Origin of the sequence: Hahella chejuensis KCTC 2396 (genome assembly GCF_000012985.1) — a bacterium.
GTDB classification, from domain to species: Bacteria; Pseudomonadota; Gammaproteobacteria; order Pseudomonadales; family Oleiphilaceae; genus Hahella; species Hahella chejuensis.
This window is the reverse complement of record NC_007645.1, coordinates 6,763,363-6,789,751: the sequence shown is the minus strand read 5'-3', so window position 1 is coordinate 6,789,751 and position 26,389 is coordinate 6,763,363. Positions and strand designations below refer to the sequence as shown.

At 53.8% G+C, this 26,389-nt stretch carries 27 protein-coding genes; 14 read left to right on the top strand and 13 right to left on the bottom strand.

Going from position 1 to position 26,389, the window contains the following annotated elements; translation table 11 throughout:
• Positions 1–82 precede the first annotated feature (82 nt).
• The 4 genes from HCH_RS32830 (at position 83) to HCH_RS30090 (ending at position 3,627) form a co-directional block, all read left to right on the top strand.
• Positions 83–343: a hypothetical protein gene (locus tag HCH_RS32830; protein ID WP_158305003.1), complete on the top strand. Its 261-nt coding sequence runs from the start codon at positions 83–85 to the stop codon at positions 341–343.
• A gap of 326 nt (positions 344–669) precedes the next feature.
• Positions 670–1,710 carry a metalloprotease gene (locus HCH_RS34520; protein WP_011400356.1) on the top strand — a complete coding sequence of 347 codons (1,041 nt, stop codon included), beginning with the start codon at positions 670–672 and terminating at the stop codon, positions 1,708–1,710.
• 156 nt (positions 1,711–1,866) lie between these two features.
• Positions 1,867–2,727, top strand: coding sequence for a hypothetical protein (locus HCH_RS30095; protein ID WP_011400355.1), 861 nt, complete (start codon positions 1,867–1,869; stop codon positions 2,725–2,727).
• A 147-nt stretch (positions 2,728–2,874) separates the two neighbouring features.
• Positions 2,875–3,627: a helix-turn-helix transcriptional regulator gene (locus tag HCH_RS30090; RefSeq protein ID WP_011400354.1), complete on the top strand. Its 753-nt coding sequence runs from the start codon at positions 2,875–2,877 to the stop codon at positions 3,625–3,627.
• A 30-nt stretch (positions 3,628–3,657) separates the two neighbouring features.
• Here the strand turns inward: HCH_RS30090 and HCH_RS30085 are convergent, their stop codons facing one another.
• Both HCH_RS30085 and HCH_RS30080 read right to left on the bottom strand, forming a co-directional pair.
• Positions 3,658–4,533 (bottom strand): substrate-binding periplasmic protein, encoded by an 876-nt coding sequence (locus HCH_RS30085; RefSeq protein WP_011400353.1) that lies wholly within the window; start codon positions 4,531–4,533, stop codon positions 3,658–3,660.
• Positions 4,534–4,884: 351 nt separating this feature from the next.
• Positions 4,885–5,403 carry a MarR family winged helix-turn-helix transcriptional regulator gene (locus HCH_RS30080; RefSeq protein ID WP_011400352.1) on the bottom strand — a complete coding sequence of 173 codons (519 nt, stop codon included), beginning with the start codon at positions 5,401–5,403 and terminating at the stop codon, positions 4,885–4,887.
• A 98-nt stretch (positions 5,404–5,501) separates the two neighbouring features.
• Between HCH_RS30080 and HCH_RS30075 the strand changes: the two genes are divergently transcribed.
• Positions 5,502–6,368, top strand: a complete 867-nt coding sequence (locus HCH_RS30075) for a DMT family transporter (protein ID WP_011400351.1) — start codon at positions 5,502–5,504, stop codon at positions 6,366–6,368.
• Positions 6,369–6,375: 7 nt separating this feature from the next.
• On the opposite strand, the gene HCH_RS30070 is transcribed toward HCH_RS30075, so the two are convergent.
• A complete protein-coding gene (locus HCH_RS30070) occupies positions 6,376–6,963 on the bottom strand; it encodes a GNAT family N-acetyltransferase (RefSeq protein WP_011400350.1) in 588 nt (195 codons plus the stop codon).
• Positions 6,964–7,112: 149 nt separating this feature from the next.
• Between HCH_RS30070 and HCH_RS30065 the strand changes: the two genes are divergently transcribed.
• From HCH_RS30065 to HCH_RS30055, 3 genes are all read left to right on the top strand, one after another.
• Positions 7,113–7,658 (top strand): hypothetical protein, encoded by a 546-nt coding sequence (locus HCH_RS30065; RefSeq protein ID WP_011400349.1) that lies wholly within the window; start codon positions 7,113–7,115, stop codon positions 7,656–7,658.
• A 123-nt stretch (positions 7,659–7,781) separates the two neighbouring features.
• On the top strand, positions 7,782–8,891 hold the full coding sequence (locus HCH_RS30060) for a PQQ-dependent sugar dehydrogenase (protein ID WP_041600083.1): 1,110 nt from the start codon (positions 7,782–7,784) through the stop codon (positions 8,889–8,891).
• Positions 8,892–9,255: 364 nt separating this feature from the next.
• Complete coding sequence (locus HCH_RS30055) at positions 9,256–9,522, top strand: hypothetical protein (RefSeq protein WP_011400347.1); 267 nt, start codon at positions 9,256–9,258, stop codon at positions 9,520–9,522.
• Between the two features lie 134 nt (positions 9,523–9,656).
• On the opposite strand, the gene HCH_RS30050 is transcribed toward HCH_RS30055, so the two are convergent.
• The 4 genes from HCH_RS30050 to HCH_RS30035 form a co-directional block, all read right to left on the bottom strand.
• Positions 9,657–10,997: a sigma 54-interacting transcriptional regulator gene (locus HCH_RS30050; RefSeq protein WP_011400346.1), complete on the bottom strand. Its 1,341-nt coding sequence runs from the start codon at positions 10,995–10,997 to the stop codon at positions 9,657–9,659.
• A gap of 24 nt (positions 10,998–11,021) precedes the next feature.
• Entirely contained in the window at positions 11,022–11,639 is a 618-nt protein-coding gene (locus HCH_RS30045; RefSeq protein WP_011400345.1) for a hypothetical protein, read from the bottom strand.
• A 15-nt stretch (positions 11,640–11,654) separates the two neighbouring features.
• Complete coding sequence (locus tag HCH_RS30040; RefSeq protein WP_011400344.1) at positions 11,655–13,094, bottom strand: HAMP domain-containing sensor histidine kinase; 1,440 nt, start codon at positions 13,092–13,094, stop codon at positions 11,655–11,657.
• A gap of 115 nt (positions 13,095–13,209) precedes the next feature.
• Positions 13,210–13,968, bottom strand: coding sequence for a sulfite exporter TauE/SafE family protein (locus HCH_RS30035; protein WP_011400343.1), 759 nt, complete (start codon positions 13,966–13,968; stop codon positions 13,210–13,212).
• Between the two features lie 369 nt (positions 13,969–14,337).
• Here HCH_RS30035 and HCH_RS30030 point away from each other — a divergent pair, with 369 nt between their 5' ends.
• Positions 14,338–14,670 carry a hypothetical protein gene (locus tag HCH_RS30030; protein ID WP_011400341.1) on the top strand — a complete coding sequence of 111 codons (333 nt, stop codon included), beginning with the start codon at positions 14,338–14,340 and terminating at the stop codon, positions 14,668–14,670.
• Positions 14,671–14,682: 12 nt separating this feature from the next.
• On the opposite strand, the gene HCH_RS30025 is transcribed toward HCH_RS30030, so the two are convergent.
• A complete protein-coding gene (locus HCH_RS30025; protein WP_011400340.1) occupies positions 14,683–15,426 on the bottom strand; it encodes a TerC family protein in 744 nt (247 codons plus the stop codon).
• Entirely contained in the window at positions 15,426–16,334 is a 909-nt protein-coding gene (locus HCH_RS30020; RefSeq protein WP_011400339.1) for an ATP adenylyltransferase family protein, read from the bottom strand. The genes HCH_RS30025 and HCH_RS30020 overlap by 1 nt, the downstream gene beginning before the upstream one ends.
• A 237-nt stretch (positions 16,335–16,571) precedes the next feature.
• Between HCH_RS30020 and HCH_RS30015 the strand changes: the two genes are divergently transcribed.
• The 4 genes from HCH_RS30015 to HCH_RS30000 all read left to right on the top strand — a co-directional run bounded on the left by HCH_RS30015 (position 16,572) and on the right by HCH_RS30000 (position 20,264).
• Positions 16,572–17,786 (top strand): DNA cytosine methyltransferase, encoded by a 1,215-nt coding sequence (locus HCH_RS30015; RefSeq protein WP_011400338.1) that lies wholly within the window; start codon positions 16,572–16,574, stop codon positions 17,784–17,786.
• A 42-nt stretch (positions 17,787–17,828) separates the two neighbouring features.
• The gene (locus HCH_RS30010; RefSeq protein WP_011400337.1) at positions 17,829–18,245 is read left to right on the top strand and encodes a very short patch repair endonuclease; all 417 of its coding nucleotides are present in this window, start codon (positions 17,829–17,831) and stop codon (positions 18,243–18,245) included.
• Between the two features lie 118 nt (positions 18,246–18,363).
• On the top strand, positions 18,364–19,524 hold the full coding sequence (locus HCH_RS30005) for a hypothetical protein (protein WP_011400336.1): 1,161 nt from the start codon (positions 18,364–18,366) through the stop codon (positions 19,522–19,524).
• Positions 19,521–20,264, top strand: a complete 744-nt coding sequence (locus HCH_RS30000) for a hypothetical protein (RefSeq protein WP_238384946.1) — start codon at positions 19,521–19,523, stop codon at positions 20,262–20,264. Before HCH_RS30005 ends, HCH_RS30000 begins: the two co-directional genes overlap by 4 nt.
• Before the next feature lie 131 nt (positions 20,265–20,395).
• Here the strand turns inward: HCH_RS30000 and HCH_RS29995 are convergent, their stop codons facing one another.
• The 4 genes from HCH_RS29995 to HCH_RS32825 form a co-directional block, all read right to left on the bottom strand.
• Positions 20,396–20,941, bottom strand: coding sequence for a 3'-5' exonuclease (locus HCH_RS29995; protein WP_011400334.1), 546 nt, complete (start codon positions 20,939–20,941; stop codon positions 20,396–20,398).
• Between the two features lie 164 nt (positions 20,942–21,105).
• Positions 21,106–22,131: an asparaginase gene (ansA, locus tag HCH_RS29990; protein WP_011400333.1), complete on the bottom strand. Its 1,026-nt coding sequence runs from the start codon at positions 22,129–22,131 to the stop codon at positions 21,106–21,108.
• Complete coding sequence (locus HCH_RS29985) at positions 22,128–22,928, bottom strand: alpha/beta fold hydrolase (protein WP_011400332.1); 801 nt, start codon at positions 22,926–22,928, stop codon at positions 22,128–22,130. Before HCH_RS29985 ends, ansA begins: the two co-directional genes overlap by 4 nt.
• Positions 22,928–23,605, bottom strand: coding sequence for a DUF1722 domain-containing protein (locus HCH_RS32825; protein WP_049781157.1), 678 nt, complete (start codon positions 23,603–23,605; stop codon positions 22,928–22,930). The genes HCH_RS29985 and HCH_RS32825 overlap by 1 nt, the downstream gene beginning before the upstream one ends.
• Before the next feature lie 435 nt (positions 23,606–24,040).
• Between HCH_RS32825 and HCH_RS29975 the strand changes: the two genes are divergently transcribed.
• Positions 24,041–26,389, top strand: coding sequence for a molybdopterin oxidoreductase family protein (locus HCH_RS29975; RefSeq protein ID WP_011400330.1), 2,349 nt, complete (start codon positions 24,041–24,043; stop codon positions 26,387–26,389).

Sequence of the window (26,389 nt, the reverse complement as noted above, 5' to 3'; positions counted from 1 at the left end):
ATGAACTAAAGCCGCAGACGTTAGGGGGAGCCTGCGATGTATATCGGGTTTAATGACAAACAAACTGAAAGCGTTAAGAGGTGTGAAAACCCGTCAATATTGGTCTGTTTTTATTAAGGTTTCGGGACATCATGGCGAATGTTGCCTGAAATATCCGGCGCTGCTGCTGCAATGGTGCGAAGAGAAAAAAGTCCAAGAAATTTTTCTGGGGACTACGCTGCAATTTCTCGCTGCTCACCGCTTCTACGAGAAAGACAGATTTACTGAAATTTCCCCCGCAGATCTTCCGCAAAGCTTTCCCGTTATGGCGGTGGACAAAAGGTTTTATAAACGAAAAATATAACCGGCGAAGCCTGTGGACGTAGGCCAATTTTCCACCAATTCCACTCTCCGGTCTATCCCTGGATTATGAAAATGTCATGATTTACATGGGGTTGCGCCCTTTCTACGATTACCTTGCAGCTTAACGGCAGTCTTAAACCAAGCTGTAAACATCTTCCCGAATCCAACAGTTGAATGTGTGTAGGCGCGGATTGATCCGTGTTTTAGTTGTCCTCTGTGAGCTGCATCGCCGTTCCCGGGAAGTCAGTGGGACCGGCCAAGCCTGATGCGCCGCCATGGGAAGTGGAACGCTCGGTATCTCAGGTTAAATTAACGTCGAGGTTTTAAATGATAAGGAGAAATCGTTTCCTTAAGTTTTGCGCCGCCTTGTTGCTGCTGTCTCCGGCAGCCGGCGTCATGGCGGATGTGGACGAACAATATCTGCGGGATAGCGGTGAAGAGATCAGAGGCTTATACGGCCGTCATGTTCAGTCCCAAATTTACGTCGACCAACAGGCGTGCGGCGAACCCAGCCCCAGCGCAGTAGCCTGCTCTCCCAATCGCATCAGCGTGGGCACTCGTTTCATGAGCGGCCAGGAGAGTCAGTTCGGGCAGTATGTGGCTAAGTCTATCCTCGCGCATGAATGGGGACACACCATTCAGTTCACCAAGAATATTCGCTTACAGGCCCCTTACATGGAACTACAGGCGGATTGTTTCGCCGGTAACTTTGATAAGTACGCCGAGACGGATTTAGGTTACGCCTCTTTCATTGAAAACGCGGTGCGTTCTGCACGCGATGCGGCTGATTATGGCGAGCACGGTACTCCGCAACAGCGTGAAAGTTATACCCGTGAAGGCTATCAGAAGCGTGAGGAAGGCTGCTTTGCGATAAGCGGCGATCCTGGCGGAGACGACGGTGGCGATGATGGTGATTGCCCACCCTGGATCTGCGACGGCGGTGACGATGATGGCGATGACGGTGGTGACGACGGCGGCGATGACGGAGACTGCCCACCCTGGATCTGCGATGGCGGTGACGATGGTGGCGATGACGGTGGTGACGACGGCGGCGATGACGGAGACTGCCCACCCTGGATCTGCGATGGCGGTGACGATGGTGGCGATGATGGTGGTGACGACGGCGGCGATGACGGAGACTGCCCACCCTGGATCTGCGATGGCGGTGACGACGGTGGAGATGATGGCGGCGACTGTCCACCCTGGTTGTGCGGCGATGGTGGTGATGATCCCGGCGTTCCCTGTCCAGAATGGTTGTGCGGCGGAGACGGCGGCACGCTTCCTTGTCCGCCCTGGCTGTGCGGTGGTGGAAACACCGGGGGTATTCCCGGCTGCCCGCCCTGGATCTGTGGACGCTTCGATCACTGAGGGAATCAGCCCGGCCTTGAGCCGGGCATGCTGAGACGCAAAGTTTACCCGGACGCCAGTCCGACGGCCCTGGGCTTGGGGCCGCCGGACTGATGGCCCGGGACCATGCGTGAACCTAACCAATCGCAACCTGACAACAGGTGATGGAGAGGAGCAATGATTAGGAAGAAAGCCTTATTCGCCCTGAGCGGCGGCATGCTGGCCGTCGGCGCAGCGGTGCTCGCCACCGACAGCGCTTTAACCCAGGGCTGGCTGACGGCGGAGACTGGAGCTGTGGCCCGATCTGAGGTTGACAAAAACGCGGCGGGACAATCCGCGGCCGCAGATACAGCGGCGACGATGGACCAAGACACACTCACTGATGTGGCGATGGATGCAACCGCATTTAGCCCGTCAGTGGCGAATGGCGCGACGACAGCGCAGTCCGGCGCGGATAACAACGCGAAAAAAGCGGATAAAGGGGACGATAAGGCCGATGCGGAAAACGCGGCGGCGGAAATGAGCCTGGAGGAACGCTATCCCAAGCAATGGCTTGAAGACATGGGATATCTCATTCCTCCAGAGCTGCACAGTTATAATCTTACTACCCTGGAATCCCTGGCGACGCAGGGCGACACCAACGCCATGGTGCACTTGGGAGAGCGTTATCTGTACTTCATTAAAGACAATCCCAGACACCCTGATTTCCGTAAAAATGTAAATTACCCCGCGCTGGCGAAAAGCTATTTTGGCGAAGCCCTGAAAAGAGGGCACAAGCACGCTGCGGCGATTCTGTCGGAAGCTTACTTTTCAGAGGACCGAATGGTTGAAGCCTACGCTTGGAATCTGGTGGCGGAAAAGCTGGGAGATCAGCTGAGCGTCGACTGGTTCCGCAGCACAGACAAATACCAGACGTTATCGGATGCTCAAAAAGCACAGGCGGATTTGATGGCCAAGCTGTACGAGAAACAGCTTAAGGATCGTAATCAGGAACTGGGCGGCGAGTCTCTTTTCGGCGAAGGGACTGCGGCGGGATGACAGTTTAAGGCTGGTTCTGAGGCATAGGGAAAGAACCGCCCGTCTGTTCATGCGTTGCAGGGCTGAGTCGCTGGAGTAGGTCGTTGGCTTGTTAAAGAGGTAGGTGTTTTTTATGTATGAATCAGAACAGGTCGCGGCTCAACCATTATGACTGTATCTTCGCCGTTGAAAGTGTTGCGTTTGGATATCGGGGCGGATCAATCCCGCGATCTACATGCCCGTTCCGAAGGGCAGTTGTATTGGCTGGAGCAGGGCGCGATTTTCTGTCGCAGCGATCGTTTTCACTGGCTGACCGCGCCACGACAGCTGACCTGGATTCCCCCAGGATGCCAGCATGACGCCCGACCATTATCAACGGTTAGAGGGGTGTTGCTTCATCTCCGGGAGGACCTGACCTTCGTATTGCCAAAAGAGCCTGTGGCCCTGGAGCCTCATCGTTTGTTGGAGGCGACCCTGCTCAGGTTGATTGAACTTTGTCCTGAATCAGACTGGCTGGAGCGGCATGAGCACCTGCTACAGGTGTTTTTATGGGAGGCGAGGGAGGCGACGCCTTTACGGCAACGACTGCCGATGCCTCATGACCCGCGTCTGCTGCGTATGGCGAATTCACTGTGGCGCGCCCCTGAAAGCAATCCTGGTCTGGATGCGCTGGCGTTGGAATATGGTTTTAGTCGGCGGACGCTGACCCGTAAGTTCATGCAGGAAACCGGCGCGTCGCTCAGTCAATGGACGCAACACGCCAAGCTTTTGCGCGCGCTGGAGTTGTTGGCGGCGAATGAGTCCGTCAGCAGTGCGGCTTTTGGGGTGGGGTATCAAAGCGTCAGCACCTTCTGCGCTGTGTTTAAGCAGGTGTTCGGTATGTCGCCTGGGGATTATAAACGGCGTTTCCTGAATCGGTAGGAATAACAAGGACATCCCTGTCGCCCTGGGTCATGCGTCTTCCGGTTTGAACCAAAGTTCTTTTCTTTGCAGCGGCGTGTCGGCAGGCAACATGGGATTATCGAGATAGATGATGCGGCGTTGCTTGATATGGGCGCGGGCGATGTCGTCGCCAAAGCGACGCTGGAATATTTTGTCGAAACTGCCGTCGGCGATTAATTTGTTGAGGCCATCCTCCACTCTTTGCGCCAGACGCTCGTTGTCCTTTGACATAAAGAAGTAATAGGGCCAGGGGTAGTACAGCAGAATGTCTTCTTCTATTTTCAGGTTTGGATAATCTTTCTGATGGGCCGCCAGTTCGTCAAAGGCTTCGTTGATGCCCCTGGGAAACAGGTCGTAACGGTTGCGCGCCAATTTGGTAAATAAATCATTGTATTGAAACACGCCAAGCACTTTTACCCTGTTGTGTTTGTAAACGGCGACGTCTCCCCAGTCTTCGCCCTGGCCGACTTTCAGAGCCCTTAGCGCATCCAGTGTTTCTACGTCACGCAGTTTCTTCTGGCCTTTGTCCGTCACCAGACTGATGCGATAACCAAGTATGCCTTTGCGTAACGGAATGCGTATGGGACGCAGGCGTGCTTCCTTTTCAATACTGGTGGAGCTCCAGGCAATGTTGACCAGCCGGTTTTTCTCCGTTTCCGACAGGGTTCTGGATTCGATCAGATCCGCCTTGGTGGCGTGCAATTCATAAGGACCATATTCTTCCGTGGTGGCCTCCAGGGCGGACTTCAGCAGTTCCAGCACATCGTGGAACCGTAAATCTATTTTAGGGTGAACGTACACATCCGTGGCGACGGCGTGTGGAGACGATAGGGCTGAGGCGATGGTTAACATCGTCACAGACAGGGCGTAAGCGAGCTTGTGCATAATAGCGCTCCCAATGGACTTTTTATTTTATTGGGTAAGGAAGTGAGTAGTATCTTGCAGATCAGATTATTATTTGACCATTAATTTAGAATAAATATTTCTAAAGTCAAACAAAAGGGAAAATTTGTTTTATTTTGTGGCGACATTGAGAACGTTGAAATTATTAATATGGCAATGATATTGGCATGTTAATAGCCAGGCGCATGGATGCGCCTGCGCGGCGGCTAGCCGCGGGAGACAGGGCCTGACATGTGCAGGCCTTGTCGTTGCAGACAAATAGAAGGAAGCTATTTGACTGCCTGATTAATAAATGCGACGCAACCCGAGTGAGCTGCGCCTTGCGGGACAGGGCTATTGTTTGTTTTCGATGGTGACCAGCCATTTGCGCAGCAGGTCGGCCAACTGCTCTTGATCTTCCCCTTCCAGCTGCTTGAGAAGCTCCCATTCTGTTTCCACATGACTTTCCACGGCCTTGTCGATGAGCTCCATTCCCTCATCCGTGAGCGCGACGATGACGCTGCGGCGGTCATTTTCATCGGGCTGGCGTTGTATCAGTTGTTTACGTTCCAGCTTGTCCAGACGATTGGTCATGGCGCCGGAGGAAAGCATCGCCGCTGTATAGAGTTGTGTGGGCGTGAGGCGATAGGGCGCGCCGGAGCGACGTAATGTGGCGAGCACATCGAACTCGTCAATCGAGAGCCCGTAGCCCGCGAGGGTTTCCTTGATCGTCTGGTGGGTGAATGCGTGTATCCGGTGCAAGCGCCCGAATATGCCCATAGGTTGGGCCTGCAGGTCCGGTTTTTCGGTTTTCCACTGCCGCAGAATAGCGTCAACATGGTCTTTTTGATCGTTCTGATTATTTTTCTTCATATAAAGATACTTGACGTTAAGCTAGTTAAAGAGGAATATCTCCACATAAAGATATCACGTTAAAAACGAGCGTAAACAGAAAACTTGAAGGAATTGTTGTGTATTGGTTGCTTGGCGTGCTCGCCCCGGCCGTATGGGGCACCACATATGTCGTCACTCAGGCCTGGTTGCAAGATCTCGGCCCCTTATGGGTCTCTGTATTGAGGGCCTTGCCCGCCGGATTGTTATTGATGTGCCTGGATCTTAAATCCCTGCGTCATATGGACATGCGTCGCAGCGTCATTTTAGGCGCGCTGAACATCAGCGTATTTTTCTTTTTCCTGTTCACTGCGGCGCTTCGGCTGCCAAGCGGCGTAGCGGGAACTTTGATGGCGCTGACGCCGCTGACTACGCTTCTGTTTTTATGGTGGTGGCAGCGACAGGCGCCGAACCCCATTCAATTGCTGTGTGCTTTCGGCGGCTTGATTGGCGTGGGAGTGGTGATATTTCAGCCTTCTTCCCAAATTGATCCCGTTGGCGTCGCAGCTTCGTTTGGCGCCGTGGTCAGCCTGACTGTGGGCACGTTTCTGGCGAAAAAATGGTCCCCGCCCAAAGGCATCCTGGCGTTTACCGGATTACAGTTGTTTCTGGGCGGCATGCTGCTGCTGCCTCTGGCGTTTCTATTGGAAGGCCCCATGCCAGCGTTGAACCGCGAAGCGATGCTGGGCTTGTTGTGGGTGGATCTGGTGAATACCGCTCTGGGCTATCTCGCCTGGTTTATCGCCATGCGTCGCTTGCCTGTAAGCGCCTTGAGCTTCCTGGCGCTGCTAAGTCCGGTCAGCGCAGTGATCAGCGGGCGTCTGGTGCTGGAAGAATGGTTTACGCCCGCGCAATATGCAGGTATCGCCATGGTGCTGCTCAGTGTAACGCTGGCGCAATTCGCCAGGGCCAAAACTCAGCCGAAGATGGCGCAACAGGCTTCTTGAGCCGGCGTCAGGCTCCCGGGCGCAGCCAGAAGATCATGGATTTAGAGGTGGCTGCGCTGTCCCCGATGTCCTTCCAGGAGTATTGGGTGACCATATTGGGATATTTGATATAGCCCCGTTTTACCCAGAACAGATCCATCGGGCGGTAGCCCGGTGGGCGCAGAGGGTGATCGAGTGGGCGGACCACAGTGCAAAACGCGGTGATGCTGTAGCCAAGCTCTTTGGCGAAAGATTCTCGCTCATCGAAAAAACAATGCCCCAGTCCCTGTCCGCGAAACGCTTTCTCCAGCACGGATTCTCCGAAATAAAACACGTTCCCTGGCGAGATTCGGCGGTCTCGAAAAGGTTGCTGGAATTCTTCATCGGCATCGCTCAACGGCAGCCCGGTCGATACGCCGATTACCTTGTTTCCCTCCTGCGCCAGCACAAACAAGCTGTTGGCGGACTCGGCATAGTTGGCCAAGTAATTTCTCTCGTATTCCATATCGCCATCGTAAAGATAGGGGAATTCCCGAAATATCTTGATGCGCAGTTTGGCGAGTTCGTCCAGCCAGGGGTGAATAGCGGCTCCGGCGACACGGGTAATTTTTGCCATAGCTATGCCTCTTATGATGGTTGGACGCCTGCTTTTATTCTAATTGGTTGCAAGCGCCGCAAGTATATTCCCAGTTAATCTAATCCTAGGCTGGTTAAACGGCGTACACTAATACTGAGTATAAATTTTTTCAGCGAAGGAGGTCTTCGATGAAAAGGCTTTATTACCTGACGCCAACTTTACAAAGCGCAGAAAGAGTGTCTGACAGTCTGCATGAGCATGGTGTAACCGACTGGCATTTCCACATCCTCAGCAAGGATGAGGCGGGTTTGACCCGCAGGCGTCTTCATTCCGCCAATGTGCTGCATAAGCTTGATCTCATTCACTCTATGGAAAGAGGTTTGCTGTGCGGCGGCCTGTTGGGCGGCAGTTTTGTCATTACTGCTATGATTTTCAGTGAATTGGGCAACTTGGCTCCTCCTGCGGTGTGGATCGCGCTGTTGGTGTTCTGCGTGCTGGCCGGCACTTGGATTGGCGGTATGGCGGGCGTCAACATGGAGAATTACAAAATCCGTCGTTTCCATGACGCCATCGAGAATGGCATGCATCTGTTGATGATTGACGTGCCGAAAGAAGACGAGACAGTCGTAAAAACACTGTTGGCTCAGCAACATCCAGATGCTGTCGAGCAAGGCGAAGATTCAACCATCATCAATCCGTTTACGTCGGAAGACGGCAAAGTCCATATCGTTTGACGCCCTTCATTGGCGTGGCGGCGGATGTTGCGCCGCCATCATACACAGGCGGGAAGCAGGGTTTCCCGCCTTTATTTTATTGAGCCCGATTTTATTGAGCCCGGTTCAGACATTGAGGATGGAATGAAAGAAATTGTTTCCAGAGCCCTTCGCGGCCTGATGTTAGTTGCTTTATTGACGACGCAAAGCGCTGAAGGCGGCGATAAGTTCAAGGTCGAGACGGTGTTGCAGTATCTGGATCAGCCATGGAGTATGGCGTTTCTCCCCGATGGCGGTTTGCTTGTCACCCAGAAAACCGGTGATCTGTTACGTATAAACCTAGAAAAGCAAAGGTTCACGGTGGTGAAGGGAGCGCCGGAATCCGTTGTTCACGGGCAGGGCGGCTTGTTGGACGTGATGTTGCACCCTGACTTCGAAAGTAACCATTGGATATATTTGACCTTCACCCAGAAAAAACAGAATGGCTATACCACTGCTCTGGCTCGTGGGCGATTGGAGGGCGATACCTTGGCGGGAACCAAGATTTTGCTCAGCGCTCGCGCCGTGAGCGGCGAAGGCCAGCATTTTGGATCGCGGATGGCGTTTGATGACCAGGGACTTCTTTATATGACGATCGGCGACCGGGGAGATCGTCGCAATGCGCAAAATTTACAGTCCCATGCCGGCAAAGTTCTGTGCTTGACCGAGGATGGCGCTGCGGCGCCGGGAAATCCCTTTTTGAATCGTGCTGACGCATTGCCGGAAATATTCTCCTATGGCCACCGTAATCCCCAGGGCCTGACATACGACTCGGTCAGTCAACGTTTATGGCTGCATGAGCATGGCCCTAAAGGCGGAGATGAAGTCAATCTGGTACAAGCCGGTAAAAATTACGGTTGGCCATTGGTCACCTACGGTAAGGAATACTGGGGAGGAACCATTTCTGAACAAACGGAAGCGCCCGGTGTGGAAAAGCCTGTCTGGTATTGGGACCCGTCTATAGCGCCGTCAGGCATGGCGGTTTATCGGGGAGATATGTTTCCTCAATGGCGTGGGGATCTGCTGGTCGGCGCGCTCAAGTTTCAGCTGCTGGCCAGGGTGGAGATGAACGAAGCGCGGGCGCAAAAGGAAGAACGCTTTCTGCAGGAGCGTAAGTCGCGTATCCGGGACGTCAGAGTTGGGCCTGATGGCGCCGTATATGTGTTGACTGACGGGAGCAACGCGGAGTTGCTAAGGCTGTCACCGGCTGATTAGACCGCTTCTGCAAGCAGGCTTTGTCGCTGATAGCAGACATGTAACTATTTGATATTTAAATAGTTATTTTTACTTGCAAATCACACTGTCGCCGATCGGAGACGGAAACCCCTTCTTCTGCGCACCCAAAATCCCGCCTTAGGCGAGCCTGCCATTATATCTTATTGAAAATAAAGAATTTTTATGAGTTGGCGCCGATATTGTTACTTACCTCTTCGAGGGGAAGCTGAAGTGGCCGACGTCGGATCGCTGGATGCGAATTATCGCGGCAAACAGGCCGAAGGCTTCAATTCACCGCCAATGAAAAGCGCACTCCGGAGAGAGAGCGTGATATACCACATAAAGTGAAAGAGGAAAGTTTACTATGAAGAAGATTGTTGCCTTTGCATTAGCATCTGTTCTGGCTGGCCCTGTTCTGGCTGAAGATACCCAGACTACAGACATGATGGAATCTGAAGCCGAGTTTGTCGCATTAGATGCTGACAAAAATGGTTCAATCTCCCAAGAAGAAGCTGCAGCAGACGCTGGTCTGGCGCAAAGCTTCGCTAAAGCAGACGCTGACCAAGACGGCGCTGTAAGCAAGGACGAGTTCGTCCTGTACACTGGCGAAGCTACTGCAGCTGGTCAGTAATTGACCCAGCCGGCGCTTTACGCGCCGGCGACATGTTCTTTATTACCTAAAGAACTGTCTTCCTAGCCCTGTTGATGTCGTTTTGAACTCTAGATGAGTTGCCGGCCCCTTCGCAGCATTCCAGTTCGGCGGAATTAGCTGTTCTTGAAGGCGGCCGGGTCTATTTCATACTTAGCCAATAGTTTGTAGAAATCCGTTCTGTTCCTCTGGGCCAGCCTGGCCGCCTGACTGACGCTTCCTTCCGTAATTGACAGCACTTTGGTGAGATAACCACGCTCGAAGGTCGCCCGCGCTTCGTTGAAAGAAGGCAGTTCCGGCGCACGATTGGCCAGCGCCTGTTTAACCATCGCTGCGCTGATGATGGGATTGGTGGTCAGCGCAATCGTCTGTTCCACAACATTCACCAACTGGCGTATGTTACCGGGCCATTTCGCTTCGCAAAGCAACGCCATGGCTTCCGGGGCAATGCCTTTCACGAATCCGTTACGTTGATCTTTGCGTGTGGACAGGATGTGCTTCACCAGGGCGGGAATATCTTCCGCACGCTCTTCCAGGGGAGGGAGCGCGAAATTGACCACATTCAGACGATAGTACAGGTCCTCGCGGAACTCGTTCTCCTCCATGGCTTTTTCCAGGTCACGATGCGTCGCCGATAAGATGCGCACATCCACCGCCTCGTTTTCCACGGAACCCAGAGAGCGAATCTGTTTTTCCTGAATGGCGCGCAACAGTTTCACTTGAAGAGACAGCGGCATGTCGCCGATCTCATCCAGAAACAGCGTACCTCCTGAGGCGGACCGGAATAGCCCGGGATAATCTTTGACAGCGCCAGTGAAAGCGCCCTTGGTGTGGCCGAATAATTCTGATTCCAATAACTGTTCCGGCAAGGCGCCGCAGTTGATGGTGACAAAGGGTTTGTTGGCGCGGGGGCTGGCCTTGTGAACCGCTCTGGCCAGCAACTCTTTACCAGTGCCGCTGGGACCGGTAATGAGGATGTTGACGTTGGTTTGCGCCGCCATTTTGGCTTGGCCAAGCAACTGCTGCATGCGGCTGCTGGTGCTGATGATTTCTTCGCACCAGGATTCGGACATGTGATGCTGCGTTTGCGACAGCGCCGCTTCAATGGTGTTGAGCAGCTGTTCCTTTTCTATCGGTTTGGGCAGAAAACCGAACACCCCTTTTTGCGTGGCGGAGACCGCCTCGGGGATGGTGCCGTGCGCGGTGATGATTATCACTGGCAGGCTGGCGTTGATGGCCTGCACGCGTTCGAACAGGCCGATGCCGTCGATTTCATCCATGCGCAGATCTGTGATCAGTAGATTGAATTTATTTTGCTGCAGTTGCTTCAGCGCTTCCGTGGCGGATTCAACCGCATACACGTCATAGCCCGCAGACTCCAGTCGGATCGATAGCAAACGCAGCAGACTGCTATCGTCGTCAACTAACAGGATTCTTGGTTTGGCGGGATTTTTCATAGGCTCGACTGATTCTTGTCTGAGTTAATATTGGTCCTGCGTCTCTTTCTTCTCCGTGAGATTCTGCTCGATGTTGGTCAGCGCCTCAATCTTCTTGCGCAGTTGATCGACCTGACGTTCGAGACGTGCGTTTTCCCTTCTTAACTGACTGCTGGAAGAAATGCCGTCGAGACGGAACTTCAACTCGGACTTCAGCCAACGCACGTAGTCGCCGGGAACACCGTCTTCCGACTCCGGAATGGTGTCGATAAGCAACATGGCTTTACGCCAATTATCGGGGCCGCTAGGCAAGGCGGCGAGCAAGGTGGCGCGTTGCAGGTGTACTTTCCAGACGGGAATGCTGTCCTGAGGAATCGCCAGCAGGCTCTCCAGGGCCAACAGTCTGGCTGAACGCTCTTCCTGGCTTAAACGCTCTCCGGTGAGATAGTAATCCAGCCAGTTATACTCGGGGCTTGCTGCCTGCGGCTCCGCTACTAACGCATGCGTCTCTTGAACCGGCGCATCGGCAATCTCTGACTGCTGGATTCCGGGTTGGCTGGCGGGGCGATTATCATCGTTGACCCCACGCTCCCAGCCCATCGGCCACTGGACACAGGCCGACAGCGATAAGCTCAATGGTAAGAGGTAAAAGTAGCGTTTCATAAGTAGTGAATATTCCTATATTGCGCTGACGACTGTCCGCGGCAGATAAATGGCGAAACTGACCAACTGTCCAGTCGTGGTCAGCAGCTTGAGCTCGCCTCCCTGAGTCTGTACGCATTCGCGCGCCACAGACAAACCGATGCCCGATCCTTTTACTGCGCCGCTGCGTTTGACCGAACCCTGGTAAAAAGGTTCGAAAATGCGGCTGCGTTCTGCTTCCGGGATCGGCGCGCCCGTGTTGGTGACGCGCAATATAAAGTGATCGTCTTCTATATTCCACTCCAGCCAGATGCGGCCCTCACTGGCGCCATAGGCGATGGCGTTGGAAATCAGGTTGTCCAATGCAGAGTGCAGACGCGGTCGCTCGGCTGTCAGCGTAAGTTGCGGGCCGCCAACACAGATAATCTGGCGCTTGTGCGTCAGCGACAGCCAGTGCAGGTGCAGTAATTCTTCGACCAGCGCAGATACGTCAAAGGTCATTTTTTGCGCTTGGCCGGAAAAATTCAAGCGATTGAAACTTAAAAGGTTTTCAATTAACTGTTGCAGCGCGCGGCCATTCTCATTCACGAGATAGAGCACCTCACGCTGGCCGTGGGAGATCTGCCCCACCACCTCTTCCTGTAGTAAGGCCACGCCCTCTCGAATACTCGCCAGCGGCGTTTTTAATTCATGAGATACATGACGCAGGAACTGCTGCTTCTGATCCTCAACTTGCGACAGGCGCTCCTGCAATGAATTCAGTTCTTCCGCCAGTTGCACCAGCTCTTGTGGGCCGAACAGCTCGATCGGCTTATGTCGCCCGATGCTGAGCGTGCGGATGGCCGCTTTCAATTGCCTGACGGGGCGCACGATGAGGTAGGTGAACAACACGATCAAAGCGAGCGTGACCGGCGCCAGCACCAATGTGGACTGAATGACGTTTTCTCTCGCCTGCGCGGCGGCTCGGCCCAACTCATGCAGTTTGTCTTCGGAAAAGGTGCGGGCCTGCAGAATCAAGCGGTCGGCGGAGCGTTGCAGAGAGGAGAACTCCGCCATTTCCTTGGTTAGCGCAGGGCTATTGGGTTTCTCTTTTTCTAATTTAGTTTGCAGGTCCAATTGCTGTTCTTTGACATCCGCCAGTAAGGCACGCGCTTCGGGGGTGCCCAATAGCTGCGCTATTTCCGTCAGCGGCGCCAGGAATTGCTCTGAAGCGGACTTGAATAAGTCCACCAGCGCTTTATCGCCAATAACCATGTACTGACGCGCGACCCTCTCCATATCGATCAAAGAGGCTTTGGCGTTGCGGCCGTTCTGCGCCATGGCGACGGAATCTTCAGTGACAGCGCGGCTATCCAAGGCCAATGTCTGTAACGATACGGTGGTGTGGTACAGCAACAGCCCCAATGGCGCGACCACTGTCATCAGGGAAATAAGCACCAATTGCCAGACTGCTTGGGGTTGAAGTCGCTTGAACATGATTTTCCGGAAAATGTACGGCGGGGCCGACAGATATGGAAGTGCAATCGGCAGCCTACCGTTAAGCCGCTGTACTGTCTAGCGTTGCTACCGCGGTTTAATCTTGCGTTTAGAATCAGAGCGCAATCGTTTTCAGGCTGGACAGGGCAATGCTGACGCCGATGAACAAGAGCCCGATAAACACCATCCGGCGTAATGGCGCATCCGCCAAAGGCAGACGATAACGTTTCGCCGCAAGCGTGCTCAGCCATACCACTGGCAATCCCGCCAGCCACAACCACCAGGACTCCGGCGATATACTCTGTAGCGCCAGCGCCAAGGTGACCCGAAGAATGGAAGAAGTAAAGAACATCGCCTGTAACGTACTGCGGATAGCGTCCAGTGGGAGAGGCTGGCGATACATCAGGAAGGCGGCTGGCGGACCGAAAGTGGAGAAGAGGCCGCCCATCACGCCGGCGAGCGCGCCAGTGGCGGCGAAGGTCGCGTCATGACTGGGCTGAGGCGATGCGTGCGGCTTGAAGGCGATGACCAGGCTGCTGACCGCCAGCGCGACGCCGAGCGCCAATTGAATATAGGCGCTATAGGCCTGCGCATGCTCAAGCAACCAGACGCCGGCGGCGATGCCGGGGACAGCGGCGCCCAGGCAGCAGAGTAATGAGCGCCATTGTACATGGTGCGTCATGCCCTTCAAGGCGGTGGTGGTATTGGTCAGGCTGAGCAAACTGATCGCCAGCGTTAGTGTTTTCAGGTCGGATAAACCTAACAGCGTGCATCCTCCGAGAAACACCAGGCCAAACCCGAACCCTACCCAGGTTTGAATGGCGGCGGCGCCAGCGAGAATGACGAATATCAGCGACCAGTCAATGAAAGCCATAACATCAACAACCTGCGTAAATGCGAGGGGATGAGCGGCCAAGTCTGCAACAGGCGCATGGGAGTCTATTCAGCGTTGATGGCGAAGCGTTGCGACCGGGCTGGTGACGATCTTTGCGGAGAGTCCGCGAGAATGCCGCAGAATAGCGCAATATTTGACGAGGGGTCCAAGTAAATGCGCGATCGGGGTGCATATTTTAGGTGTTAATACTTATAATGCTTGCCGGCAATAAGGCGACAATTTGTCCTGTTATGGTCCGCTGGGCGGGATGAGGCGGGGCTTCATCCTCCTCGGGCCAGGATTGGCTTGTCGCTTGCTTAATATTGCCGTCGAAAGATGTAGGAAGTACCAACGCTATCAGGAGGAAGCATGGTCTATACAAAGGAAGCGATCGACTTACTGCAACTACTAAGACGCCGGTTCCGCGATGAGGATATCGGCCTTTTGCATCTGAATGATCCAGAGGCGCTTGAACATGTGATTGTCTGGGCGCAGCGGTCATCCAGTGGAGAAACCAAGGATCTGGCCTTCAAACTGGCGCAGATCGCCAACATGCCGCTTAGCCGTTGCGATCTTGAACGGGCGCCGGGGGAAATCAACCGGCGCTTGTATCGGGGGCAGGAGATTCTGGTGGAGCGCAAATCCCGGGAAGAGAATAATGAGCGCCCAGTGCGCATGTATCGGGGTCAGGTGGTGGCCTGACCCGCTGACGCTTCAATCGGCGTTGTCGGAGACGGTCTGGCGACGCCGCAAATTTTTACGACGTTTCAGGTTCAACATTTCTACCGCCAGAGAGAACGCCATGGCGAAGTACACGTAACCTCTTGGAATATGGAAATCCAAACCTTCTCCCAGTAGCGCCACGCCAACCAGTATCAGGAAACTCAGCGCCAGCATCTTGAGCGTGGGATGCGCATCAACAAAATCGCCAATAGGTTTGGCGGCGACCATCATAATCAATACGGACAAGACAATGGCTGTCACCATTACTGCGATGTTATCGACCATTCCGACAGCGGTTATGACTGAGTCGAGACTGAACACGATATCAATGATGGCGATTTGTGCGAGGATGCTGGCGAAGCTCGCGGCTTTGGGCATGTGACCTTTCTCTTCGCCGCTGCTTTCTACGTCGTTGTGAATTTCATGGGTGCTCTTTGCGAGCAGGAACAGACCGCCGCCGATCAGAATCAGATCGCGTCCCGATATTTCCTGACTCAACAGTGTGAATAAGGGCTCTGTAAGCGTCATGATCCAGGTCAGGGACAGTAATAACAGAAGGCGGGTGGCCATCGCCAGACCCAACCCCAATATTCGCGCCTTATCGCGCTGATGTGGCGGCAGACGACCGACCAGGATGGAAATAAACACAATGTTGTCGACGCCCAGCACAATTTCCAGCGCGGTCAACGTGGCGAGCGCAATCCAGGCTTGTGGATCAAGTAACCATTCAAACATCAATGTGCTCCTTTATTATCGGTACGGTCATTCAGGGGGAAGGCCGCCTCCCTCAAGACGTTCATCGGGCCCGCCTTTTTAATTGTAAGAAGTTGTTCTTCCTTTCCGCAGAGTAATGCGCCTGCAAATCCCAGTGCATTAATAGATATGCCCTGAAAGCGCTCTTCGCGACGGGGAACCAGCATCATCCAGCGGCGAGTGGCCAGTAGATTGTAAGGCGCGGGTTGCGCTCCCGGTGCGGCGGCCAATCTCAGTTTCTGGAGCCATTGGCGGTAAGTGTCATGCAAGGCCGCCGGTTCTGGGAGAGGATCAGCGAAACGTATGAATGCGTGACGGAATGGCAGCGAATTTTCTGCATTGGGCGAAGACGCCAGAAAAGCATCCAGCGGCGTTTTTTTATCCTTTAAGCAGGAGGACAGCGGTAAAGGAATCGTCTGCAGATGTTTGTGTTTTTGACTGGCGCCCGCCAATTTGCCGCCGTTGAAAAACACAAGCCCGTCAACCTCCCGCAACGCCCAGTGCAGCGCTTGCATGTCCGCGAGGCTGAGCGCTTCGCTTTGTTCTTCGAAGTGCGCGGTCACCATCAAAAAATGGTTCGGCAACACATTGAATTTGTTGAGCAGGCAGACGTAATCGTTGTTAATGTGTCCTATATACAGCGCTTCATCATAAGGCAGGAACGGGTTGACGGCGGTTTGGGGCGCGGACCCGTCTTCCTGCAGGGTGGCGTTGGCGTTTTTGCGTTCAAGGTTCGTCAACAATCTCAGAACGAAAGGGACGCCTTCATCCGTATAGACTTCCTCACGTGTGGGAAGGGAAACCAGCGCGCCGCTGGCCTGGGCGCTTTGTGAGACCAGACGCAGCCGTTCAGGTAGTGCGCCCTGCGTCAAAGTAATCTTGCTCGACATTGTCGGCGGTAACTCCAGTGCAAAGATTGGCGCCGACGGTGTCAATATGTCGGCGGTTGAAGTTCGATCGAGAACTCAGCAATTATTGAAAGGCAGCCCTTGGTAAATAGCAACCGCTAAGACGCTGATTAACAAGATGGTCATCCGAAAATCCTGCATCTCTGGCGCGATAGTCCTTGGCTCTCCGGCGCGTTTCCCCTAATCTTTCCGGGTTTACCCTCGAAGCAGTCCAGAATAATGAGCGATAAGACGTTTATAGAATTTTTCGCCGGTATTGGTTTGATGCATGCCGGGTTAGTGGGAAGCGGTTGGCGATGCGCCTACGCCAACGATATCGACCCCAAAAAGTATCAGATGTATCGCGATCGCTTCGGCGACGCGGGTTATTATCACATTGGCGATGTTTGGGAGACTGACGAGGTGGTGGAGCGCATTGAGCAAGCTCCATTGTTGGCGACGGCTTCTTTCCCCTGCGTTGATTTGTCTTTGGCGGGTAAACGCAGCGGTTTGTCTGGAGATGAATCCGGCACGTTCTATGGTTTTGCCGCAGCGTTAAGAGGGCTGAAGGAAAAAGGCCGCCAGCCCAAGGTGGTGCTGATAGAGAATGTCATGGGATTCCTGACCGCTAATAAAGGTCGGGATTTTCAGGCGGCCTGTCAGGAACTGGCGGATCTGGGGTACTGGATTGACGCTTTCTCCGTTGACGCCAAGCACTTCGTCCCTCAAAGCCGGCCGCGAATATTCATTCTTGGTTGTCTGCAGGAGGCGCTACCGGACGGACACAGCCTGAAACCGGACGATGCCGTCGGCGTCGCTGATTCCGAATGGCGTCGCCGTATCGACGCTCAGGATGGGATACGTCCCAAGAGTGTCAGAGCGGCTTTATTGGGCATGAACTTACCCACCGGTCTGTTCTGCCAGGACGTTAAAGACCTGCCGCCGGTCAAGACGAATCTGAGGGATGTAATCGATGTTGACGCGGGCGAATGGTGGGAGCCGGAGCAGGTCAAGAAACACTGGAATGAGATGAGCGCAGGGCACCAGAATGTGCTCAGTGAGCTTAAACGACAGGATGACTTCAGCGTTGGCGGTATGTACCGTCGTGTGCGTAACGGCGAGTCGCGCACTGAGATCCGCACGGATGGCATTGCTGGCTGTCTGCGCACGCCCCGTGGCGGCAGCAGCCGACAAATGGTGTTTGTCGCGGGTAAAGGGCAACTGAAGATGCGCTGGATGTCCCCGGTCGAATATGCGCGACTGCAAGGCGCATCGGATTTCCCTATCAGCGTTGGCGTCAATCAGGCGCTGTTCGGCTTTGGCGATGCAGTCTGCGTCCCCGCCATTGAGTGGATCGCCCGCCATTGTCTGGAGCCGATTTATCACACCCTGGCGTTGCGTGAAACCCGCAAGGAGAGTATCCAGGCGGATTTATTCGCCTCAACGCCGGCCTGACGGCAGGCTTGGACCCAGCAAAGGGAGTAGAGTGGCGGCGATATGAAGCGAAGCGAAATCATGGCGGCGGTGAAGTCGAAAGATACAACCCCTGAGTTGAAGGTTCGTAAGCTGCTCCACTCCCTGGGTTATCGCTACCGACTCCATGCGAACGACTTACCCTGCAAACCTGATATTGTCTTTCGTTCCCGCAAAAAAGTGATCTTCATTCATGGCTGCTTCTGGCATGGCCACCCCTGTAAACGCGGCGCGCGCATGCCCAAGACCAACGCGGAATACTGGATCAAGAAAATCGGCCGCAATATCGAGCGTGACCGACGCGGCTATGAGGCGCTGCACCAGTTAGGGTGGCGCTGTCTGGTGCTATGGGAGTGTGAACTGAAGGATATGGACGCTTTGCAGGAGACTTTGCATGCCTTTTTAGAAGAAGATTCGCACAACAGTCGGATAAGCGACTGATCTACAACTCCCCTAGGGTTTTCCCCATCAGCCCAAAGTCCTCGGGCGCTTAGACGATGGTTATTTACTGTCCACAAACTAGAATCATTGCCTTTCTGGTTATTACAAGGACAGTATCATGCAGGAACGGACTCTGCCTCCCTCTCATCAACTTCTTCCACTTGAATATCCACAGTCTGGTTGGAGCCTGCGCAGAAAGCGTCACGGAAAACAGGTGTTTATCACCCGCGAAGCAAACCAGTTTCTACTCAATTTAAACGACTATCAGAAAAACGAAGTCTACCGCGCCATATCCAAAATCGTCGCTGAAGGCGGCTATGGCCTCACCAGCGGCGGACTAAAAACCAGACCCATGGCCATGCGCTCGAAAACCGACGCCGTTGCGGCGGCGGGCATCCTTAACCTGATTTACTCCGTGAATCCGGAGAAGATTGTGGTTAATGCGATTGGGTTGAATAACGAAGCTATTGGCTATAAAAACCCGGTGTCCCAAGAACAGACATGTTTATATGAAATCTCACGTAAATCATCCGTCAGATACGATGAGTACTCTTCAGCACAAGATATTCAGGATTTAACAGGGGCGTGGGGGGAGCCTATAGGAGTCATTGAAATTAAAACGGAACATGCCGCGGTAAATGGTATGCAAAACCCGTTAGATAAGGCTCGATGGTTAATGGGAGTGCACCTAGATACTGCATACTGGGATGATCATATTAGTCGATATACACTCTTCCATAACCCGACTCAGGGTTTTGTCCAAGATGTTTTCGAGTGTATTCAGGACAAGATTGGAAGCTCAAAAGCCGCAAAACAACTCGCAGCAGTTATGGTGGATTGCCAAAGAAAAGGACGTTCCGTTAAGTGGGTGTGTCATAGTCAAGGCGGTATTATTTTCAGTCGTGCGGTAGAGTTGGTAAATCGAATGGGGATGACACTGGAAGGACAAAAAGTAGCTATTCATGCGGGGGGAAACAAGAAAACGCGTACCGCTAAAGCATTTGACTCAGCTAAGCTTGAAGTTGTCGATATGGACAGAGACAGTCCTTTTGATTTTGTGCCTAATCTAGCTGGTGGAAATAATTGGTCCTGGTCTTCAGTACGTCGCTGCTACCAGTTTGCGAAGTTGGTGGTTAGTGATAAAAACCCAATGCAGACGAGTCCCCACACGTTACCTTTTCTTAGTTTGGAATGCAGCATTCGACATCTGCAAATGAATGGATACGAGGACGAAGCGAATCGTGTGATTCGAGAACAAAAAAGGTTGGGCCTAGGATGATGATTAAAAAGCTCCTGATGCCTTTAATAACTGGTAAGGGGCCAGACTTTGGACAATTAAAGCCATTAAATTGCAGAGCTGGCGATTATCTGTTGCATTGCCAGCTACCTGGAAATGTCCACATGCCCACTAAAGAGAGGGAGAAAAAACCAGATGTGGTTAATCTACGACAGGACATGTTTGAAAGTATGTGCGGGCAAGTGTTTAACCGGCGCTGTATTTCTATTGGGTTTGAGTGGTGGTTATATAGGGGGCTTATCCTCCAAGGGGCGATGGGACAGCTTGGCGACTTGAGCTTAAACATAGACGTCAATCAAACAGCTTCTACCAAGCGCTTAGTTCCTAATGATCTTTTAAATTTAGAGTCTTATTTGAGGCAAGACTTCTGGGACTATTACGAGACAGAAGGCGATGGTGGTATTAACTGGAGGGCGCGAGAGAGGTTTAAGAATGACCCTTTCACAAACGGTATCGTTCCTCAGCAATATCTAGTTCAGCTACCTGACAACTATGAGGTCGTTGATATCAACAATGTCAGCTGGCTTGCATACCACTTAGTGGGGGAGGGGACCACAGGCACTAAGCATAGTTATTATTGGGCTTACCCCTTAAATGAGAACTTTTATCTAACTATGCGATTTCAAATCAACTTTGAAGTTGGCGATGCGAGCATAAGACTACAACGCATGCTATCAGACGCAAAAAAAATCATGTCGATGGTGGAGTTGCGTAAGGAGTGAGGCGCTTTGCAGGATTTCACTGAAAACCTGAATGACCTGATGTTTCAGGTCATTCAGGCTATCCGCTGCACTTACGTTTCTGATTTTATGTCGTCATACCGGGTCTACGCCGGCTTATAAAGTCGTTAACCTCAGGCCGCGCCCAGAGCGGCGTGTTGAGATCGGCATTGCTCTGAGCCGCTGGACCAGTGATAGGTCATCTGCAGAATACGGGCGTCGCCGCTGGCGCGGTGACGAGGCAGTCCCAGCATTTGCTCGACACGGGCGCGGGTCGCGCCCCAAACCGATTTCTGCGTTTCCGACATCAGCATGCTGAGCGGCTCTACTTTAAACTCCATCGGTACGCCAGCTTCTGCGAACAGCAGAGACAACCAGGCGAAATCCTGTCCCCAGGCGTCGCTATAGATGGTTTGCCCGGCTAATTGGGCGTTAAGATCCCGGGCCACGTCCCGTGCATCTTTACCCCTGGCGGCCAGGGTCTGTCGGCTGACGCCGTGAGCCTGTTGGGCGCTTTCGTCCCATTCCGTCCAGGTAGGTTGTGGTTTGATCAAACTGCAATAAGAAAATCCATCCGCGCGAATAAAACCTACTTCAATGGGGTAGCTGCCCCGGCCGAAGCCAGAGGCCTCCACATCGATAATCGCAGGCAAGCTAGCTTTTGGTTGGTTTTGAGCCATGTCAACCTCGCGTTGAGTTTATGGTGAGGCTTTATGTACTTCTTCTTATTTTGCTCGGGCCCTTAGGTCCAACGTTTGATACGTGGAACTACGTACCCGCTGTTGAGTGTGCAAGCATGTGTCAAAACCGGACTTTACGCAAGTAATTATTTATCTATTTGATTTTAAATGGATTTCTTTGTCGTAATTTCTCCGGCGCGAGGCTTGCTGATCGCCCTCCGAATTTCGTCACTGCTCAGGCCCAGGGCGCACAAATGATGCAGTTTGGCGAAGGCCGCTTCCACAGTCATATCTCCGCCTCCCAACAGGCCAGTCTTCGCCAGCTCCGAGCCGGCGGCGTAACTACCCAGATTGACGCTGCCGGAAGTGCACTGGGTCAGGCTCGTTAGGACCACGCCGCGTCTATGGGCTTGCTCCAGCGCTTTCAGGAAGGGCTTATCGAGACTGGGTCCGTTGCCGACGCCATAAGTGCGTAATATCAGCGCACGACAGGGCGTCTGCGTCATCGCTTCGATAACCTCCGCTTCAATTCCCGGATACAACGACAATACACGCACCTGGGCGAAGTTATAATCCGGCAGCTCAAAGTGGATCTTATCGGGAACGGGCAGCAGTGCGTGTTGATTCAGCTCAATATAGATGCCGACATCGGCGAGGTGGGGATAATTGGGACTGGCGAAAGCTTCAAAACCCGTGGCGAGCAGTTTGCTGCTGCGGTTGCCTCGCAGCAAAACCCCGTTAAAGTACAGGCAAACCTCGGGAATGTTATAAGAGCTGGCCAGCTCTATCGCGGTCACCAAGTTGGTCTGAGCGTCATTGCGCAGTTCGCTGAGGGGAATTTGAGAGCCGGTGACGATGACGGGTTTGGTCAGATCCCGCAACAGGAAAGACAGCGCCGAGGCGGTATACGCCATGGTGTCGGTGCCGTGAAGAACCACGAAACCATCATAATCGTCATAGCGGTCGCTGATGTCTTTGGCGATGCGGGCCCATTCCGGCGGTCTGATGTTGCTGCTGTCGATGGGATCTGGATATTCGAAGAGGTCGTAATCCGGCATGTCCATGGACAGGCGCGGTGGAATTTTTTCATCAATCAGCTTCTGCAGGCCGCTGACGGCCACATAGCCTTGAGGAGAACGCACCATGCCGATGGTGCCGCCGGTGTAGATGATGAATATGCGTTTGCTCATTCGGAATCCTCGTTCATCAGGAAACGTTCGGCTACGCGGGCGAAGAGGTCCGGCTTCTCCGCGTGCAGCCAGTGTCCCGTATGCGGAATGACCCGCAAACCTGCTGCGGGAAACAAACGCGCTATATGCTCACGATGCTTGGGTTGGATGTAGTCGGAGTTTCCACCCTTGACAAACAGGACCGGCCCGGAGAAAGGCTGTTGTGAGTCCTGACCCGCCATGATATTCATGTAGTTCTGTTGAATCGCCGGTAAATTCATGCGCCAGGAAAAACGCCCATCTACGCCTTTCTGCAGATTCTTCAGCAAAAACTGGCGCACTGGCAATTCCGGCGCGTAAGGTTTGACCAACTCGTCGGCCTCCTGTCGGGAGGATAGCGACGCAGGGTCCAGAGCCGTGAGCCCTTTGAGAATGTCTTTGTGGTGTGGAGGGTAAGCAACCGGCGCGATGTCCGCCACGATCAGTTTCTCAACGCGCTGAGGGTATTCCAGCGCAATCTGCATGGCGGTCTTGCCGCCCATGGAGTGTCCCAGCAGGTGGGCTTTGGCGATGCCTGCATTGTCCATGTAGCGGATGACGTCCGCCGCCATGAGGGAATAGTCCATCATCTGCGCATGGGGCGAGCGGCCGTGATTGCGCATGTCCAGGGAGTGAATGACAAAATTATCGGCAAGCAACCGGGCGATGCCGCCCAGATTTTCCATAGAGCCGAACAGGCCGTGGATCAAAACCAGCGGTGTTTTGTCTCCAGCGTTTTCCTGAGTATTTCCCTGAACGCGATGATGCAACTGCAGCATTAATGTTTACCTTCGAATAACCAACACCAATAGGCTAACTCGCCCAAAGCCGTGGAGTTTAGCAGATAGGCGGACTGATGTTTGCCCGCCAGCAACTGGATCTCCCGGAATACGGTTGGAAGAGGCGTATTGTCCGGTTTGAGCTGGGAAAACTGGGAAATATAGCCCCACATATGCCAGACCGCGTTACGCAGCCCACCCAGCGGAGGCGGCACGCGCAGGGCGGCGACCAATTCCTCCGCGAGATCGCCCAAGCCGATTTCACGGGCGGCGACGGCGCGGCCAAGGGATTGGTACATGCCTTGATTGCGCGCCATAACAGAGTATTTGTGCTGCGCCCACAGCGCTTGATCGTTGCGAGGGCTGGGAAGGCGCGCGCCAGCCTCGGCTTGAGGCCACTGCTCTTCCACTGGTATGCCAGGGCGGGCGGGCCAGATCAAGGATTCTCCGGAAGCGTGAATGTAGGGAAGGGTGCTGTTTTGCCGCAGATTGATTTCGCTGACCACCAGGTTATACATGGTCATCAACGCATCTACGTGCCCCCGCCAGGACTTCAGATGGGGGTCCTGCTGGATTTTTTCCGGTTTCCTGATGGCTCCCTGCAGCATATTTAGCTGGTGCTGCAGCTGAGGTAGGCTGAGATAGCCAGGGTCGATGTCAAAAAGAAATTGTGGCATAGGGTTCGCCAGATGGCCTCTTGTTCGGTTGGTTGTCTCGTTCTCTACAGTCGTTTTTTTTATGAGTCCGTTATTTACAGCGCCAGACGCCCAAAATAACGTTTTGCAAAGGCAAAATGTAGACGCATGTGCAGCAAAGAACGACATTAATTTCCGCACTATGTGAAAAAAGTATTGCTGTTGCGATGTGAAAGCGCCGAGGTTCCGCGGTTCGGCCTATAAATTGTCTTATTCGGCCATTGGTCTGCCGCGTGGCGGACTTTTATGATGGTTTTTATGCCGCGCTGCGGCGCATACTCTGAAGCATCGGGGCCTGAGCGGTAAATATGAAAAAAAGGTTAGACAAAAAGTAACAGCTTGACGCTGCAGGCGTCAGCCAAAAAGCTTTGGCTCCCGAACCGGATATAACAATACCAAGAAGAGCGAGGTCCGCGCATGACTGTGAATACTGGCGCTGAAATTGAGTCCAGGGAGGTCCACTTTCGAAACTGCACGCTGTGTGAAGCGATGTGTGGTCTTCGTATCGAATCCCATGGCGATGAAGTGATCAGCATCAAAGGCGATGCTGAGGACCCCTTCAGCGAAGGGTTTATCTGTCCGAAAGCCGTGGCGTTGCAAGATCTGCAGAATGATCCAGACAGGTTGCGTCAGCCTTTGCGGCGTACTGCCGACGGCTGGGAGGAAATCTCCTGGAGCGAAGCATTGGATTACACCGCTCAGCGCCTGATTCAAGTGCGTGAGGAGCATGGCCGCAATGCGTTGGGAGTATATTTGGGCAACCCCAACGTGCATGACCACGGCAATACGCTCTTTATTTTGCCGTTCCTGCGCGCGTTGGCCACCAGAAAGCGCTTTTCCGCAACATCCCTCGACCAGCTTCCGCACATGCTGGCCAATCTCACGATGTTTGGAAATCAGGGACTGTTTCCGGTGCCTGACATCGACCGCTGCGACCTTTTCGTCTGCATTGGCGGCAATCCCCTGGCGTCCAATGGCAGCCTGATGAGCGCAGGCGGCGTTGAGCGCCGGCTCAAAGCCATTCGCGAGCGCGGCGGCAAAGTCATCACCATCGATCCGCGTAAGGCGGAAACGGCAAAAGTGGCGGATGAGCATATCTTTATACGACCGGGAACGGATGTGCTGCTGTTGTTAGCGACTATCCACACCCTGTTCGATGAGGACCTGATCAACCTGGGTCACCTCTCCGATATCATTGACGATGTGGAGCTGCTGAGACTGGCGGGCGAAGCTTATCCTGCCGATCGCGTTGCGCAGGCCACTGGCGTGGCGGCGGAGGACATTCGGCGCTTGGCCCGGGCTCTCGCGCAGACTCGTCAGGCGGTTTTATACGGTCGGATGGGCGTCAGCGTGCAACGCTATGGCGGGTTATGCGTCTGGTTGATTTACTGCATCAACATACTGACCGGCCATCTGGATCGACGCGGTGGATTGATGTTTACCCAGCCCGCCATTGATTTGCCTGCAATTGGCGCGATGTCCGGACACAAAGGACATTTTGATCGCTATCGCAGCAGCGTGCGTGGTTTGCCGGAGTTTGGCGGCGAATTGCCGGCGTCGACTTTGGCGGAGGAAATACTCACCGAAGGGCCTGAGCAAATCAAAGCCATGGTGGTGGTCGCCGGCAATCCTGTGCTGTCTTCCCCCAATGGCGGTCGCTTGGATGAGGCCTTCAGTTCACTGGAATTTATGGTGAGTATTGATATGTACGTCACCGAAACCTCCCGGCATGCGGATATCATTCTTCCGCCTGCCGGCCCCCTGCAACGCAGCCATATCGATATCGTGTTCGCCACACTGGCGGTGCGCAACACCGTGAAATATTCGCCGCCACTGTTTGCGAAAGAGGAGAATGAGCTGCACGACTGGGAGATATTTCTGGAGTTGTCGCGGCGTCTGAGCAGTCGCGACCTGCGTTCTTCCATTGAAGCTGAAATCAAGTACAAGCTGCTTAAACGGCTGGGACCAGATGGTCTGGCGGATATCTATCTGCAGCTGGGTCCCTATGGCCGCGACCTGCCGGCGTCGGAGCGCTGGTCCGGTTATCTGGAGATAGCGTTACAGGCGCTGCATCCTGGGCATCCATTGCGGCAACTGTGGAAACAGGGTCCATTAAGCGAAGAAAATCGCGATCTGCCGAAAGGACTTTCCATCAAAACTTTGTTGCAGCATCCTCATGGCGTGGACTTGGGGCCGCTGCGTCCGTGTTTGCCGCAACGTTTGTTCACCAAAGACAAGCGCATTAACCTGGCGCCGAAGATATATCTCAGCGACCTGTCCCGGGTGAAAGCTTTATTGAGTGAGAATATGGAGGAAGGGTTGCTGTTAATTGGCCGCCGCCACGTGCGCTCCAACAATTCCTGGCTGCACAATAGCCATCGTCTGGTGAAGGGAAAAAACCGTTGTACGTTGCTGATGCATCCTCGCGACGCCAGCCGCTACGGAGTACGTGACGGTGAAGACGCGGAAGTGCGCTCTCGGGTGGGGGTTGTGGTTCTGCCTGTGGAGGTGACGGAGGATATGATGCCTGGCGTCGTCAGCATTCCGCACGGCTGGGGACATAAACGCAGCGGCGTCAGTTGGCGGACCGCCAGCGAGCATGGGGGCGTTAGCGTGAACGATCTGACCGACGAACTTTGGGTGGACCCTTTATCCGGCAACGCAGCGCTGAACGGCGTGCCGGTCACAGTGAAATCAGCCGCCTCGCGCAAAGACAAGCGTAGGCGGGGCGAGACCCTGACGCAAGACGGTTCCGTAGCGATTTGA

Excerpts from the sequence above, each read along its gene's own strand:
- HCH_RS30070 (WP_011400350.1), bottom strand. The coding sequence starts at position 6,963 with ATGGCAAAAATTACCCGTGTCGCCGGAGCCGCTATTCACCCCTGGCTG.
- HCH_RS30095 (WP_011400355.1), top strand. The coding sequence starts at position 1,867 with ATGATTAGGAAGAAAGCCTTATTCGCCCTGAGCGGCGGCATGCTGGCC.
- HCH_RS30000 (WP_238384946.1), top strand. The coding sequence starts at position 19,521 with ATGATGATTAAAAAGCTCCTGATGCCTTTAATAACTGGTAAGGGGCCA.
- HCH_RS29975 (WP_011400330.1), top strand. The coding sequence starts at position 24,041 with ATGACTGTGAATACTGGCGCTGAAATTGAGTCCAGGGAGGTCCACTTT.
- HCH_RS29995 (WP_011400334.1), bottom strand. The coding sequence starts at position 20,941 with ATGGCTCAAAACCAACCAAAAGCTAGCTTGCCTGCGATTATCGATGTG.
- HCH_RS30030 (WP_011400341.1), top strand. The coding sequence starts at position 14,338 with ATGGTCTATACAAAGGAAGCGATCGACTTACTGCAACTACTAAGACGC.
- ansA (WP_011400333.1), bottom strand. The coding sequence starts at position 22,131 with ATGAGCAAACGCATATTCATCATCTACACCGGCGGCACCATCGGCATG.
- HCH_RS30025 (WP_011400340.1), bottom strand. The coding sequence starts at position 15,426 with ATGTTTGAATGGTTACTTGATCCACAAGCCTGGATTGCGCTCGCCACG.
- HCH_RS30050 (WP_011400346.1), bottom strand. The coding sequence starts at position 10,997 with ATGAAAAATCCCGCCAAACCAAGAATCCTGTTAGTTGACGACGATAGC.
- HCH_RS30020 (WP_011400339.1), bottom strand. The coding sequence starts at position 16,334 with ATGTCGAGCAAGATTACTTTGACGCAGGGCGCACTACCTGAACGGCTG.
- HCH_RS30045 (WP_011400345.1), bottom strand. The coding sequence starts at position 11,639 with ATGAAACGCTACTTTTACCTCTTACCATTGAGCTTATCGCTGTCGGCC.
- HCH_RS29985 (WP_011400332.1), bottom strand. The coding sequence starts at position 22,928 with ATGCTGCAGTTGCATCATCGCGTTCAGGGAAATACTCAGGAAAACGCT.
- HCH_RS30055 (WP_011400347.1), top strand. The coding sequence starts at position 9,256 with ATGAAGAAGATTGTTGCCTTTGCATTAGCATCTGTTCTGGCTGGCCCT.
- HCH_RS30005 (WP_011400336.1), top strand. The coding sequence starts at position 18,364 with ATGCAGGAACGGACTCTGCCTCCCTCTCATCAACTTCTTCCACTTGAA.
- HCH_RS30035 (WP_011400343.1), bottom strand. The coding sequence starts at position 13,968 with ATGGCTTTCATTGACTGGTCGCTGATATTCGTCATTCTCGCTGGCGCC.
- HCH_RS30010 (WP_011400337.1), top strand. The coding sequence starts at position 17,829 with ATGAAGCGAAGCGAAATCATGGCGGCGGTGAAGTCGAAAGATACAACC.
- HCH_RS30060 (WP_041600083.1), top strand. The coding sequence starts at position 7,782 with ATGAAAGAAATTGTTTCCAGAGCCCTTCGCGGCCTGATGTTAGTTGCT.
- HCH_RS30085 (WP_011400353.1), bottom strand. The coding sequence starts at position 4,533 with ATGCACAAGCTCGCTTACGCCCTGTCTGTGACGATGTTAACCATCGCC.
- HCH_RS30080 (WP_011400352.1), bottom strand. The coding sequence starts at position 5,403 with ATGAAGAAAAATAATCAGAACGATCAAAAAGACCATGTTGACGCTATT.
- HCH_RS30040 (WP_011400344.1), bottom strand. The coding sequence starts at position 13,094 with ATGTTCAAGCGACTTCAACCCCAAGCAGTCTGGCAATTGGTGCTTATT.
- HCH_RS34520 (WP_011400356.1), top strand. The coding sequence starts at position 670 with ATGATAAGGAGAAATCGTTTCCTTAAGTTTTGCGCCGCCTTGTTGCTG.
- HCH_RS30065 (WP_011400349.1), top strand. The coding sequence starts at position 7,113 with ATGAAAAGGCTTTATTACCTGACGCCAACTTTACAAAGCGCAGAAAGA.
- HCH_RS30090 (WP_011400354.1), top strand. The coding sequence starts at position 2,875 with ATGACTGTATCTTCGCCGTTGAAAGTGTTGCGTTTGGATATCGGGGCG.
- HCH_RS30015 (WP_011400338.1), top strand. The coding sequence starts at position 16,572 with ATGAGCGATAAGACGTTTATAGAATTTTTCGCCGGTATTGGTTTGATG.
- HCH_RS32825 (WP_049781157.1), bottom strand. The coding sequence starts at position 23,605 with ATGCCACAATTTCTTTTTGACATCGACCCTGGCTATCTCAGCCTACCT.